Genomic DNA, 12,555 nt, shown 5'->3' on the forward strand with positions numbered 1-12,555 from the left:
TTTTGTAAAGAACTTTAAACCGATATTCTCCAAAAAGTAGAGAATTTTTAAAGACCACACCGATATTTGAGGAAATATTCATTTATTTTAAAAGTTGCAGCACTGAAAAGTTCAGCAAAAGATTTCAAAACCGATAGCCTGGTAAAGGATTGAAAAACGTACAAATTAAACGTAAATGACCTCTCTAGCCATTTTGTTATTGCTTCTTGCCATAATTGCGTTTCTTTACTCCTCTGTTGGGCATGGGGGTGCAAGTGGTTATTTGGCAGTAATGGCAATAGCCGGAGTTGCTCCATTGATGATGAAACCCTCAGCACTGGTCATGAACCTGGCAGTTTCGGCGTTTTCCTTTATTGGTTTTTATAGGGCAGGGCATTTCAAATTTAAACTTTTCCTTCCTTTTGCAATCGGTAGCATCCCCCTCGCGTATGTAGGAGGAGCAATGACCCTTACTGATGATATCTATAAGAAAATTCTTGCGGTAACTATACTATTTTCCATAGCCCGAATGCTCTACCAATTTAAAGGTAATTCTCAAGAAATCAGGGAAATCAACCCTGTTTTCGGCATCCTGACCGGTGGAATGATAGGTATCCTTTCCGGTATGATTGGTATTGGCGGCGGAATAATCCTGAGCCCGGTGATGTTACTCATGAGATGGGGCACCATAAAAGAAACTGCCGCAGTTTCAGCCTTATTCATTTTTGTAAATTCATTGTCAGGCCTTTATGGTCAAATGCAAAACGGAGGCATACATCTTACAGAGAATCTGCAATATGCAGTGGCCGCAACTATCATAGGTGGTTTATTCGGGTCCTATTACGGGAGCCAGCGGTTCAACGTCCCCACTTTGCGGTTTCTCCTGACTATCGGCTTGAGCATTGCTTGTCTGAAATTATTGTTAACCTAAATCTAAGGTTTCATTCCCAGGGCTTTGATATATCCTGCATCCACTTCACAATTTTTGAACTTCATATTTTCAAGCAATTGCGTCATAGCTTTACGAACCATTACCTGATCGGGACGAGCCTCCCTTATTTTCCCAAATGAACTCCGGTCTTTTTTGGTGTATTCAATAATCTCATCCCAACCCTCAGGTTTGGCAATTCGCATCATTCCGCTTTTGGGTACCATTTTTTTATAAGGCCAATAGGTCCAGCCAATCTTATTTTTGTTTAATAATTGGGTAAACTCCTCAACCCACTGATCGGTATTTTCTCCGGTTTCTCCCATATACATAGGAAGATTAGTTTTTTCTTTAAAATCAACAAATTTCTGAATGCTCTGCTGCTCCACTTTACACCAATAGATATGACAGGTGTACATCAATTTATCATCAAATTTCCAGTCATTGAAAACTGTAAAGGTGGAGTTCCACTGAGCACCACCCAGCATGATAATATGGTTCTTATCTACCTTTCTGATAGCTGAGACACATTTTTTATACAATGGCTCCAGGGCGGCATTTAGCCTTGGAATATCCTTTTCATGATAAGTAGCGATGGGTTCATTTAATAAATCATAAGCCATAACGGTTGGATTGTCTACATATCTTTTGGCTATTTTCTGCCAGATAGCTATAAATTTCCGCTGACTTTCAGGTTCTTCAAAAAGCCATGGATACCCATAGCTGTCGTCGATATTGTCACCGGTTTGTCCACCCGGGGCATCATGCATATCCAGGATAACATAAATACCGGCTTCGCCACACCATTTTATAACTTTGTCGAGCAATTCAAAACCATTCTGATTTCCGGTGAGTCCCATGTAATCTTCTTCAGTAAAAAGTTTGTAGTGAAAAGGGATTCTCAAAGTATTCATCCCGGTTTTCCTGATATAAAAGATATCTTCTCTTGTGATATAGTTTTCTTTAAATTTTCTCCAGAATTGGTTGGTGAAGTCCTCTCCTACCATTTCACAAAAGGCTTCATTTATCAATCGAAAGGAAGAGGCTTTATCTTCAAACAAAAACATATATCCTTCAGGGTTGAGCCAATTGCCAAGATTTGTTCCTTTAATTTCAAAAACTTTCCCTTTATTGTCAATCAGATCCTGACCTTTTATCGAAATGAATTTATTGTTTTGTGAGAAAGAAGGAAGAATGGAAATCAGCATTAAACCTAATCCCGCCATTGATTTTGACAATTTATTTTTCATTGGTTTTGTTTGTTTTATTTTTGATGAAATTATTGATCTGAAATCCTGTTAACAAGTTTATAGTAGATTCAAAAATATTCTACACAAATTGGTATTAAAAATAACAGTTTGAATCAGAAATCAATGATTTTTTTGCACGATATTTTGGGGAATAATAAATCTAATAAATTTCAAATTAGCACCGTTTAAATCTTTGAAATTTGATTTTCGTATATAATAGTTTGATTAATATAAGTTTTTGAAAGATTATTTTATGAAATTTGAGAAATCAATTTATTAATATGGCAAAGTACAACCTTAAAGTAAATGGAAAGACCCGGAGTATAGAAGTCGATGCTTCTACTCCTGTGTTATGGGTTTTAAGAGATCACCTTCAACTTACGGGAACCAAATACGGCTGTGGTATTGCCATGTGCGGTGCATGCACTATTCATCTTAATGGAACCGCAGTGAGATCTTGTCAACTACCGGTTTCATCTGTAGGAAAACAGGAAATTACTACTATTGAAGGATTATCTGAAAAAGCAACCCATCCCGTACAAAAGGCATGGTTAGAGCATGATGTGGCTCAATGCGGTTATTGTCAATCCGGTCAGATTATGACCGCTGCGGCATTGCTGAGAGATAATCCCCATCCTTCTGATGAAGACATTGAGGCTACTATGAGCGGCAATATTTGCCGTTGCGGCACTTACCTTCGGATTAAAGATGCCATCAAATCTGCTTCGGCGAAATAACCCTAAATTTGATTTAAGATTTTATGAAAAATACAGAAAGATTGGACAGACGCTCATTCCTAAAGTCTTCAGCTCTTGCCGGAGGTGGTTTGATGCTCAGCTTCAGCTGGTTTACCAAAGCCGAAGCTTCCACAAATATTACGGCAGGAGTTTCTGAAAAATGGCATGAACTAACAGGATATATCAAAATAACTCCTGATAATATTATCAAAATTCTTTGTCCCAACCCTGAGTTTGGTCAAAATGTTATGACCTCACTTCCCATGATTGTGGCTGAAGAGTTGGATGTGGATTGGAAAAATGTAGTTGTGGAAATGGGACCTCACGATAATGTAAAACTAGGACCGCAGTTTACCGGCGGAAGCAACTCTGTGAGAATGTACTGGAAGCCATTAAGAACTGCCGGTGCTTCTGCTAGACAGATGCTGATAGAAGCCGCAGCACAAACCTGGGGTGTTCCGGCGAACGAAATCAATACGAAAGCCGGGGTATTATCCCATAAAAACGGTAAATCGGCAAAATATGGTGAAATGGCAGAAAAAGCTGCCAATATTCCTGTTCCGAAAGACATCAAAACCAAAGCCGTAAAGGATTTTTCAATTATCAGTAAATCAAAGAAAAATGCGGAAGGAATTAAAATAGTAACAGGAAAGCCGCTTTTTGGTATTGACTATCAGGTGGATGGCATGTTGATTGCCATGATTCAGCATCCTCCGGCATTTGGGATGAAACTCAAATCTTTTGATGGTTCACAAGCCTTAAAATTGCCCGGAATAAAGGATGTTTTCAGCTTTAAATTATATGAGGATGGATTTGAACAGGGAGGATTTGACACCCGCACTTTCAATGAAATGATCGCTGTGGTCGGCAATTCCACCTGGGAGGTCATGAATGCCCGCAAAAAGTTGAAAGCCCAATGGGAACCGGCAGGTGATATCAAAGATACCATGATGGGCAGAGGCGGGAAAAGAGAAGTAACTGTGCCTGGCAGATTGGAAACTACCGCCAATCAGTTTGAAATGATGGCTGAATTTGCCAAAAAACCTTCTCAGCAATTAAGAAAAGATGGCGATCCCGAATCTGCTTTCAAAAATGCAGCAAAAATTATTGAAAGGACCTATAATGCCCCGTTCCTGGCACACAATACCATGGAACCTATGAATTTCTTCGCACATGTGCAGGAAGATAAAGCCCTTGTGGCCGGGCCTTTGCAAGCACCCGGATGGACCGAACCGACGCTGGCCAAAATATTGAACCTTCCTGCTGATAAAATAGAAATTCAAATGACACGGATGGGTGGTGGATTTGGTCGAAGAGCGTATGGGCAATATGTGTTTGAAGCTGCCCGTATCTCACAAAAAGTAAAGGCACCGGTAAAACTAATATATACCAGGGAGGATGACATGACTTACGGAATTTATCGCCCCATGTACACCGCGACTTATCGGGCGGCATTGGATGGAAATAATAATCTGATTGGATTCCATGTGATTGGCGGTGGTATGCCGGAAAGCCCGATACATGCCAACCGTTTCCCTGCCGGAGCAGTAGATAATTATCTCGCGGAATCCTGGGAAATTCCCACCAACATTACTATTGGTGCATTCAGGGCACCCCGCTCAAACTTTAATGCAGCTGCAGAACAGTCATTTTTGGATGAAGTGGCAGAAGCCATGGGGAAAGATCCGATTGATTTCAGGCTGGAATTATTAAAACGTGCCAAAACCAATCCCGTAGGTAAAAACAATGAATATGATGCAGACCGTTATGCCGGAGTATTGGAATTGGTAAAAGAGAAATCAGGTTGGGGCAAAGCTGAAAATAATAAATACAACCGGGGTGTAGCAGCCTATTTTTGTCATAATTCTTATGCTGCCCATGTGGTGGATATGGTCACAAGAGATGGTGAACCCTATGTGGAAAAAGTAACCAGTGCCATGGATTGCGGTATTGTGATTAATCCTGATGCGGCTGCAAATATGGTACAAGGTGCCGTGGTAGATGGAATTGGAAATGCATTTTATGGTGAAATGACTTTTAAAGATGGTGTACCTGCCCATAATAACCTCAACACTTATCGCATCATAAAGCATAATGAAGCCCCCAGGAAAATAGACGTTCATTTTGTACAAAATGAAATCGATCCTACCGGTTTGGGTGAGCCTCCTTTTCCGCCAGTTTTTGGGGCTGTGGCCAATGCCCTATATAAAAATACCGGAAAGAGATATTATAACCAGCCATTTACGGCAGAGCAACCCGCTATTTAAATGAGCGTATTTTTTATAATAATTTTAAAAGTAAATTAGCCTCTCTCCTATCCGGGCGGGCTAATTTTTAGAATTAAAATCCTGAAATATTATTTTCTGAAAATTTGGTTATTTTTCCGTTTGATATTCTAAATTTCGTTGTTTTTGAGTTTTTAGTTTTATCAGGGAATATTTTTCGAAAAAATCTTTAAATCAAACATGCCCCTCAAGCCGGTAATATATCTGGATTATAACGCCACTACCCCTGTTGACCCACAGGTTTTGGCTGCCATGTTGCCGTATTTTTCGGGTGCATTTGGCAATCCTTCCAGTAATCATTTTTTCGGTTGGGAAGCTGAAGAGGCAATAGAAAATTCCAGGAAATCAATCGCAAAGAATATCGGAGTAAAACCCACAGAGCTTTCATTTTTTTCAGGAGCTACCGAGGCCTTAAATACTGCTATTCTTGGATATGCAGCAAATTTCTCTCCGGCCGAAAGCCATATCATCACCTGCCAAACCGAGCACAAAGCAGTACTGGAAACCTGTAAATACCTTGAAAAACTTGGCTTTGAGGTAAGTTATCTTTCTGTAAATTCTGATGGAGAAATTAACATTGAAGAACTTAAAAGCAAGATAAAAGAAAATACGATCCTGATTTGTCTGATGCTGGCCAATAATGAAACAGGAGTCATTCATTCCTTAAAAGATTTAATCAAAAAAATTGATAATCCAAAAATCAAGTGGCTGGCGGATATAACTCCAGCCTTAGGTAAAATAAAAATTGACCTGGCAGATATCCCGGTGGACATGGCGGTATTTTCGGGACATAAAATTTATGGCCCCAAAGGAGTTGGCGTTTTATTTAAAAAATCTGAAACAAAAATCAATCCTGTCAGTCATGGCGGGTTGATCGAAAAAGGTCTTAAGGCTGGGACGCTCAACGTACCGGCGATAGTGGGAATCGGTAAAGCCGTAGAACTATGTAAGGTTAATTTAGAAACTGAAAATGAACGAATTAAAAAGCTGAAAGATAAATTAGAAACGGAACTTTTGACTCTGGAAAATGTAAAAATTAACGGTGTAAATGCAAATCGATTAGTTAATACCTCAAATATAGTTTTTGAAAACATCGAAAATGCCCATTTACTAAAAAGACTCAATCAGCTGGCACTGTCCCAGGGATCAGCCTGTAATGCCAATCAGAGCAAACCTTCCCATGTACTCAAAGCAATGGGGCTCAGCGATTATCAGGCACTTTCATCTGTCAGAATAAGTATGGGAAGATTCACTACTGAAAGTGAAATTGATGCAGCCATAGATTTCTTCAAAACAATAATTCCAACACTCAGAAAATGAACGAATTAAAAAATATTATCCGTAAATATGAGGATTTAAAAACCGGTAATCTTCAATGCGTTTTGGCGACTGTGGTGAGGGTGGAAGGTTCTTCTTACCGCAGAGCCGGGGCCAGAATGATTGTAGATGAAGCCGGCAATATGTTTGGAGCCATAAGCGGGGGTTGTCTGGAAGGAGATGCATTAAAAAAAGCCTTACTGGCCTTGCATAGAAATGAAAAAAAACTAATAGTCTATGATACTTCTGACGAAAACGACGCCGTAGTTGGTGCACAACTGGGATGCAATGGACTGATAAAAGTATTGTTTGAACCTATTGATTTTCAAGACTCTAGCAATCCTGTTGAAATATTAAAATGGGCAGATGCTCAAGCTCATGGAGCAAAAGTGCTTATTCAATTTTCAGATTCAGTACAGATTATTGGGACCATAGCTGCAATTGATCATCATTCCAATGTTTTATGCTTTGAAAATCCGCTCTCTTTTGGGTTAATGGAAGAAATACTCAAGTCAGAGAATGTGGCTGAAGGATATTTTCATATCTATGAAAATGAATTTTTTATAAATAAAATAAAGCCACCTTTACAGCTTCTGATAATAGGTGCCGGAAACGATGCGGTAGTTTTGAGCAACATGGCCGGCCTTTTGGGATGGGAAATCAGTATTTTGGATGGACGGCATACCCATACTTCGGCTCATAGATTTCAGGAAGGTTGCCAGGTTTATTTGGGTGAGGCTTCGGAAGTTTTGAAATATGTAAATTATCCTGAAAATACAGCTGTAGTATTGGTTTCTCACAATTTCCAATATGACTTAAAAGTACTCAGTCAACTACTCACAGTAAAAAACATAACCTACATTGGAATTCTCGGCCCGAAAAATAAGTTTAATAAATTATTGGATTCGCTTAAGGAGGAGAGTATTACAGTTAATACCGATGACCTTTCCAGACTTTTTTCTCCGATGGGTTTTGATATTGGAGCAGAAACACCTGCCGAGATAGCACTGGCAACATTGGCAGAAATTCAGGCGGTGATTAAACAAAAAAACGGAGGATCTTTGAGAAATAAATCCGGGCGAATTCACGATTGAAAAACTATGACAATAACATTCAAATATTTCGGAGTTGTACAGGAAGCTACCCAAAAGGAAGAAGAAATAGTAACTTTTTCGGAAAACATTCTTTCAGAATCGAAAATAAGAAGCTGGATAGAGAACCACTATGGTAAGATTTTAACTGACAATATCAGGATTGCTGTTAATCAAAACTTTGTCCGCGATTTTAAAATCTCAGAAGACGCCGAAATCGCATTTCTGCCACCATTTGCCGGAGGATAAATGAAAAACCAGGAAAGATATTCCAGACAAATTCTGCTTCCGGAGATTGGAACAGATGGCCAGCAAATGATTGAACAGGCTAGTGTTTTGATTGTGGGTGTGGGTGGTCTGGGTACTTTGGTGGCCCAATATCTGGCCATGGCCGGCGTTGGGAAAATCGGCCTGATGGATTTTGATCGGGTATCAGAAAGTAATCTGAACCGGCAGGTACTTTATAAAGAAAAAGATATAAACTTACCAAAAGTCGAAGCTGCCAAAAAGAGTTTATTGGAAATCAATGCCACCTTAAACTATCTGACTTTCAATGAGATACTTTCCACTGAAAATGCTACCGGGATTTTCAGAACGTTTGATTTGATTGTAGATGGCACCGATAATATCATTTCGAAATACATCATCAACGACACCTGTAATGAACTAAACAAACCCTGGGTTTACGGCTCTATTTATCGCTTTGAGGGTCAGGTTTCTGTTTTTAATTATGAGAATGGGCCTACCTATCGTTGCCTTTATCCCGAAGACGACAACCAGGTACTTTCTTGCGAAGAAGCCGGGGTTTTGGGTGTGGTTTCGGCAACGGTTGCGATTCAACAAGCCACCGAAGCTTTAAAGATTATACTGAAGAAAGAAAACATTCTCATTGGAAAGTTATTAGTTACCAATGTTTTAAGCCACAAAACTTCTTTCTTTGGGATTCAAAAATCAAATATTGAAACCAAGAAAAATAAATTTCAGATTCCGGCAGATGCCTTTATTTTGGATGTAAGAAACGAAGATGAGACACCTGAAGCCGACTTCGAAAATGTTTTGAAAATTCCGATGAATATTTTGGAAGAAAATACTAAGGAAATTCCGAAAGATAAGCCAGTTTATGTATTGTGCCAGTCGGGAATAAGAAGTGCTAGGGCAGTAGAAATCCTTAAAAATAAATTTGATTTCCAAAATCTGATAAATGCAGAAGGCGGGATTTTTAAAATAGAAAAAAAATAATGGAAATATTTTACGACGGTCCGATTTCACCCCAATTGATAGCCGAAACCATTTCTTCTATTCAGGCAGAAAACGAAGTGGGTGCCCATAATATTTTCCTGGGGCAAATCAGGGCAGACAAAATAAAAGGAAAAACTGTAACCGCCATTGAATACACCGCTTACCACGAAATGGTAAAAACCAGAATGGAGGAAATCAGAAATGAAGTGCTGGAGAAATTTAATATTCAGGATTTCAGGGTTTTTCATTCTATCGGGAAAATTAAGGTTGGAGAAATCTGTCTTTTTGTAATTTCTATTGCTCCGCACCGCCAGGAAGCCATTAATGCCACCACCTATCTACTCGAAACCATCAAAAAAGAACTTCCGATTTTTGGCAAAGAACTTTTCGGGGATGATTCTCACCAATGGAAAACCAACAGGTTTTGAATGGCAGACTTGGTGAAAAATTAAAATCCATCATAATTACACCACAACATAAATGTTACCCTGCAGAGAATCAAATATTTGTCTGACCATTGGATAAATTTCTATTCCAAAAAAAACAACCCCGATTAATGTTTGATTTTCAATATTTTACTAATTTAGTATTTGAAAAGACCACACGGTCTGCCAAAGTAAAATGATTAACCGACAACAAACTCTTATATACGGATATGTTATTGATATTTAACAATTTAATAAGTTTTAAGTATTTCGGAGAAAATGGATATAGACGCAATTGTGAAGAAGAGTTGTGTAAATACAATTGTTAGGCGAAACTTGAATGAACATAATTTGACGTCAAGCATTTATGATTTTCGACCTTTCGTTAAATGGTAAGTCAGTCCACCACACAAACTGACAAAGGGAAATTAGCAGAACGCCCTATAAGGAGAAGCACTAACTTTAAATTTTAAAAAAAATGAAAAAATTATTTTTTATTTCGATTGCTTTCTTTGCAATCTCTTGTTCAAAAGAACAAATCGAATCGAATTTAAATTCGGAACTTGAAATTTCAAAAGTCGAAACCTTTAAAGAGATTACCTATAAAGGATTTACAGCTGCTATTCCAGAAAGTTTCCCTGTTGAGGTTGGAAGTTTTAATGCAAATGATTTAGAAAACATTTCTAATCAACCCAACTCAAAAAACTTAAGAGGTACACAAAGTAACAGCTTTGATGATATTATTGAAAAAGTAAGAAAGCGTTATCCTGATATTCTTAATTTCGACCCAAAGGATTACAAAAAATACTTCCCTAAATTATCAATTAATGAAATACAAAAAGAACAAGAAATGGTATTGACATTTGTAGAATCATTAATGGGTTATGAAATAGCTGTGGAATATTCAAAATTATCTAATAAAAATTTAAGAGTCGCTTTTGAGCCAAATTCTTGTGAAAAATGGTTTTATGCTGGTCATTTAAGATTAGATAGAGACGGATTAGAAACTGCTGCGAATAAATCATTTGAATATGCGGGTTATGGTTACAAAGATAAATCAGATGCAAATCGACATGCTGTTTGGAATGTTTATTTAGGTAAGTATGGTGCATATAGGTATTCTACCGTTGATAGAGTAAAAGAAGTTGTGAAAGGATTAACGGATGCTCATGAATGTAATACTTCTGATGATTTAGATAAAGCTATGGACCTTCATAACAATGATGTTGGCATTCAATATTTAGGAACTATTGCAGAAAGATATCATGCTGGTTTTTTAAATTATAGCACTCAGGTACTTACGAGCGATCAGGATATTTATAATTATGTAAATAATTTAAACACTGTAACAAAAACTACTGTTTCTGAAATTAATGCACAAAATAACACTACTCTTGTGAAAACATTATGAAATATCTAATAATTGCAATAGCTATTGGCTTTTTGTCATGTAAAGACGATTTTGCAAAGGAAAAATACGATGTTAATCTTAACTTTGAAAATAAAACGCAATCTAAAATTAAACTAACTATTTTAGAGATTAACAATAAAATAAAATGGGAAAAAAAAGAAATTCTTACAAACGGAAAATTAAGTATTAATTTCAATATCAAACGAGATATTGGTAGTCCAGAAGGAGGTTTCATTTTCAAAGCATATTTTGAAGATGGAGACTCAATTGTAACGAACACGGGGTATTACACTAATTATCAATTTCAAGACAAAAGCCCAATTTATTATAATGTTACTAAAAATGGATTTCAAGTACTTTAACTATTAAGGTCAAAAAGCCTCACTAATTTGATGTCTTGGTGGGGCTTTACCATAATACAGAAAATACAAACATCGCCCAACAACTAAGATTCTGTGTTAATTTCCTAGTATTATTTGTTATTTTTGTATTTAAAGCGACTTTATGTCAGCTTGTTTAGTGGTGGTCATATTTATTATTTCCACCACTATTTTTTTTAAGTCAGTTCCAATTCCTTCCTTCAATTCCTCTACAATTATTATTACTTTTGTTTGGCTGTTATTAAAATTTTTGTCATACGGTTTTTGTGTTTTGTAAAGGATTTACATCAATTCCAATAATCTTCTTTGTACCGCTACTACTGCTTGCATTTTTATCCCATTTCTTGTTACTAATCTGACAAATATTGCCTTCGAATTATCATTACATTTTATAGAGCAGAGAGCTGACATATGTAGAGCTTTTCTTAAATGTTTATTTCCTCTTTTTGATATTCATTCGTCCCTTCAGAGTCTCCGCCAGGGACTCTGAACACAAAGAGGACGATACTGCTATTACAAAAAAAATGAAGTCGATTTTTCTAATTCCGTCAATTCTATTTATCTTAAATTTTGTAATTTTGTTAAAATCAAAAATTGATCCAGCAATATGGCTATAAAGAATACTCCTCAAAAATGCTCCTGCACAGAGGCAGCCACAGTGTCCCTGACGGAGACACTGTGGGGACTAAATTGGGAACTAAATTGATGAAATCGTAAAAATGAAAAATTGGGTATTAAAAATAGTTTTGCCTTTGACAGTGATTTCATTCGGGACATTTACAAAATGGTGGTATGCTATACCCATTGACGCTCCAGACACAATGTTTGTCGGGTTTCCGTTAGCATATAGTTGTCAAGGCTGGCATACTTCGTTATCTCTACAAATATTTGTGACGGAATTTGTAATAGACATCTTGCTTTACTTTTTATTTTGGTTCATTTTAATATTCTGTATAGACCGTTTTATGACCATTGTTAAGACATACAGATGGGTAACAATAGGTCTATGGTTTGTAAGTGGATTTTTTATTGTCTCTGGAACTTTATTGGCAGCAAATCCTGACAATATATTTTTCCTAAAGCGACCTTTTGACATGCAAGTTTTGGAAACTGGTTACGAATTCATTTGGCAGGATACTGTGCGACCCGATTACTCTAAATATATACCTAAGGAGAAATGAAAACAACTTTATTGAACCACAGAAATGTTTCAATTGCCCTTTTGACAGTTCAATCATTCATTTTGCTATATATTTTTGCGACATGGTATAAGTTCAAAAAAAATTTATCTGAGCATGGTGGTGAAATGGCAGATGGCATCTTCGGACTTCTACTGATTTTTGCAACAGTTTATTATTTAGTTATTACTGTCTGGACATATAGAGTTTATAAAAATCCCTCTCCAAAATTAGCAGGATTCCAACTTGGACTTATCTTCATTTTCAGTATCCTGACCGCAATTATTCTATTATTCAAAATATATTTTTGACTAACAATATGCTACGATAAACAT

Annotated in this window: 14 protein-coding genes; 12 read left to right on the forward strand and 2 right to left on the reverse strand. The window is 37.1% G+C overall.

The window, feature by feature from the left end:
• Positions 1–175: 175 nt before the first annotated feature.
• The gene (locus tag IPP61_17530) at positions 176–910 is read left to right on the forward strand and encodes a sulfite exporter TauE/SafE family protein (protein MBL0326938.1); all 735 of its coding nucleotides are present in this window, start codon (positions 176–178) and stop codon (positions 908–910) included.
• Between the two features lie 2 nt (positions 911–912).
• On the opposite strand, the gene IPP61_17535 is transcribed toward IPP61_17530, so the two are convergent.
• The gene (locus IPP61_17535; GenBank protein MBL0326939.1) at positions 913–2,157 is read right to left on the reverse strand and encodes a glycoside hydrolase family 5 protein; all 1,245 of its coding nucleotides are present in this window, start codon (positions 2,155–2,157) and stop codon (positions 913–915) included.
• A gap of 281 nt (positions 2,158–2,438) precedes the next feature.
• Between IPP61_17535 and IPP61_17540 the strand changes: the two genes are divergently transcribed.
• From IPP61_17540 to IPP61_17580, 9 genes are all read left to right on the forward strand, one after another.
• Positions 2,439–2,894: a (2Fe-2S)-binding protein gene (locus IPP61_17540; protein MBL0326940.1), complete on the forward strand. Its 456-nt coding sequence runs from the start codon at positions 2,439–2,441 to the stop codon at positions 2,892–2,894.
• Positions 2,895–2,917: 23 nt separating this feature from the next.
• Complete coding sequence (locus tag IPP61_17545; GenBank protein ID MBL0326941.1) at positions 2,918–5,161, forward strand: xanthine dehydrogenase family protein molybdopterin-binding subunit; 2,244 nt, start codon at positions 2,918–2,920, stop codon at positions 5,159–5,161.
• 198 nt (positions 5,162–5,359) lie between these two features.
• Positions 5,360–6,499, forward strand: coding sequence for a cysteine desulfurase (locus IPP61_17550; protein MBL0326942.1), 1,140 nt, complete (start codon positions 5,360–5,362; stop codon positions 6,497–6,499).
• Positions 6,496–7,590 carry an XdhC family protein gene (locus IPP61_17555; protein ID MBL0326943.1) on the forward strand — a complete coding sequence of 365 codons (1,095 nt, stop codon included), beginning with the start codon at positions 6,496–6,498 and terminating at the stop codon, positions 7,588–7,590. Before IPP61_17550 ends, IPP61_17555 begins: the two co-directional genes overlap by 4 nt.
• 6 nt (positions 7,591–7,596) lie before the next feature.
• Positions 7,597–7,836: a MoaD/ThiS family protein gene (locus IPP61_17560; GenBank protein MBL0326944.1), complete on the forward strand. Its 240-nt coding sequence runs from the start codon at positions 7,597–7,599 to the stop codon at positions 7,834–7,836.
• Complete coding sequence (locus IPP61_17565; protein MBL0326945.1) at positions 7,837–8,826, forward strand: HesA/MoeB/ThiF family protein; 990 nt, start codon at positions 7,837–7,839, stop codon at positions 8,824–8,826.
• Complete coding sequence (locus IPP61_17570) at positions 8,826–9,254, forward strand: molybdenum cofactor biosynthesis protein MoaE (GenBank protein MBL0326946.1); 429 nt, start codon at positions 8,826–8,828, stop codon at positions 9,252–9,254. Before IPP61_17565 ends, IPP61_17570 begins: the two co-directional genes overlap by 1 nt.
• A gap of 475 nt (positions 9,255–9,729) precedes the next feature.
• Positions 9,730–10,662 carry a hypothetical protein gene (locus IPP61_17575; protein MBL0326947.1) on the forward strand — a complete coding sequence of 311 codons (933 nt, stop codon included), beginning with the start codon at positions 9,730–9,732 and terminating at the stop codon, positions 10,660–10,662.
• Positions 10,659–11,024, forward strand: a complete 366-nt coding sequence (locus IPP61_17580; protein MBL0326948.1) for a hypothetical protein — start codon at positions 10,659–10,661, stop codon at positions 11,022–11,024. Before IPP61_17575 ends, IPP61_17580 begins: the two co-directional genes overlap by 4 nt.
• 300 nt (positions 11,025–11,324) lie before the next feature.
• On the opposite strand, the gene IPP61_17585 is transcribed toward IPP61_17580, so the two are convergent.
• On the reverse strand, positions 11,325–11,453 hold the full coding sequence (locus tag IPP61_17585) for a hypothetical protein (GenBank protein MBL0326949.1): 129 nt from the start codon (positions 11,451–11,453) through the stop codon (positions 11,325–11,327).
• A gap of 308 nt (positions 11,454–11,761) precedes the next feature.
• Here IPP61_17585 and IPP61_17590 point away from each other — a divergent pair, with 308 nt between their 5' ends.
• Together IPP61_17590 and IPP61_17595 are read left to right on the forward strand one after the other, a co-directional pair.
• A complete protein-coding gene (locus IPP61_17590; protein ID MBL0326950.1) occupies positions 11,762–12,223 on the forward strand; it encodes a hypothetical protein in 462 nt (153 codons plus the stop codon).
• Positions 12,220–12,531, forward strand: a complete 312-nt coding sequence (locus IPP61_17595; protein MBL0326951.1) for a hypothetical protein — start codon at positions 12,220–12,222, stop codon at positions 12,529–12,531. Before IPP61_17590 ends, IPP61_17595 begins: the two co-directional genes overlap by 4 nt.
• Positions 12,532–12,555 lie beyond the last annotated feature (24 nt).

This window comes from Cytophagaceae bacterium (assembly GCA_016722655.1).
Lineage (GTDB): Bacteria > Bacteroidota > Bacteroidia > Cytophagales > Spirosomataceae > Leadbetterella.

What these genes read in the sequence shown, in the direction of transcription:
- IPP61_17555 (MBL0326943.1), top strand. Translation starts at nt 6,496, where the DNA reads ATGAACGAATTAAAAAATATTATCCGTAAATATGAGGATTTAAAAACC.
- IPP61_17530 (MBL0326938.1), top strand. Translation starts at nt 176, where the DNA reads ATGACCTCTCTAGCCATTTTGTTATTGCTTCTTGCCATAATTGCGTTT.
- IPP61_17580 (MBL0326948.1), top strand. Translation starts at nt 10,659, where the DNA reads ATGAAATATCTAATAATTGCAATAGCTATTGGCTTTTTGTCATGTAAA.
- IPP61_17590 (MBL0326950.1), top strand. Translation starts at nt 11,762, where the DNA reads ATGAAAAATTGGGTATTAAAAATAGTTTTGCCTTTGACAGTGATTTCA.
- IPP61_17565 (MBL0326945.1), top strand. Translation starts at nt 7,837, where the DNA reads ATGAAAAACCAGGAAAGATATTCCAGACAAATTCTGCTTCCGGAGATT.
- IPP61_17575 (MBL0326947.1), top strand. Translation starts at nt 9,730, where the DNA reads ATGAAAAAATTATTTTTTATTTCGATTGCTTTCTTTGCAATCTCTTGT.
- IPP61_17595 (MBL0326951.1), top strand. Translation starts at nt 12,220, where the DNA reads ATGAAAACAACTTTATTGAACCACAGAAATGTTTCAATTGCCCTTTTG.
- IPP61_17585 (MBL0326949.1), bottom strand. Translation starts at nt 11,453, where the DNA reads ATGTCAGCTCTCTGCTCTATAAAATGTAATGATAATTCGAAGGCAATA.
- IPP61_17540 (MBL0326940.1), top strand. Translation starts at nt 2,439, where the DNA reads ATGGCAAAGTACAACCTTAAAGTAAATGGAAAGACCCGGAGTATAGAA.
- IPP61_17560 (MBL0326944.1), top strand. Translation starts at nt 7,597, where the DNA reads ATGACAATAACATTCAAATATTTCGGAGTTGTACAGGAAGCTACCCAA.
- IPP61_17545 (MBL0326941.1), top strand. Translation starts at nt 2,918, where the DNA reads ATGAAAAATACAGAAAGATTGGACAGACGCTCATTCCTAAAGTCTTCA.
- IPP61_17570 (MBL0326946.1), top strand. Translation starts at nt 8,826, where the DNA reads ATGGAAATATTTTACGACGGTCCGATTTCACCCCAATTGATAGCCGAA.
- IPP61_17535 (MBL0326939.1), bottom strand. Translation starts at nt 2,157, where the DNA reads ATGAAAAATAAATTGTCAAAATCAATGGCGGGATTAGGTTTAATGCTG.
- IPP61_17550 (MBL0326942.1), top strand. Translation starts at nt 5,360, where the DNA reads ATGCCCCTCAAGCCGGTAATATATCTGGATTATAACGCCACTACCCCT.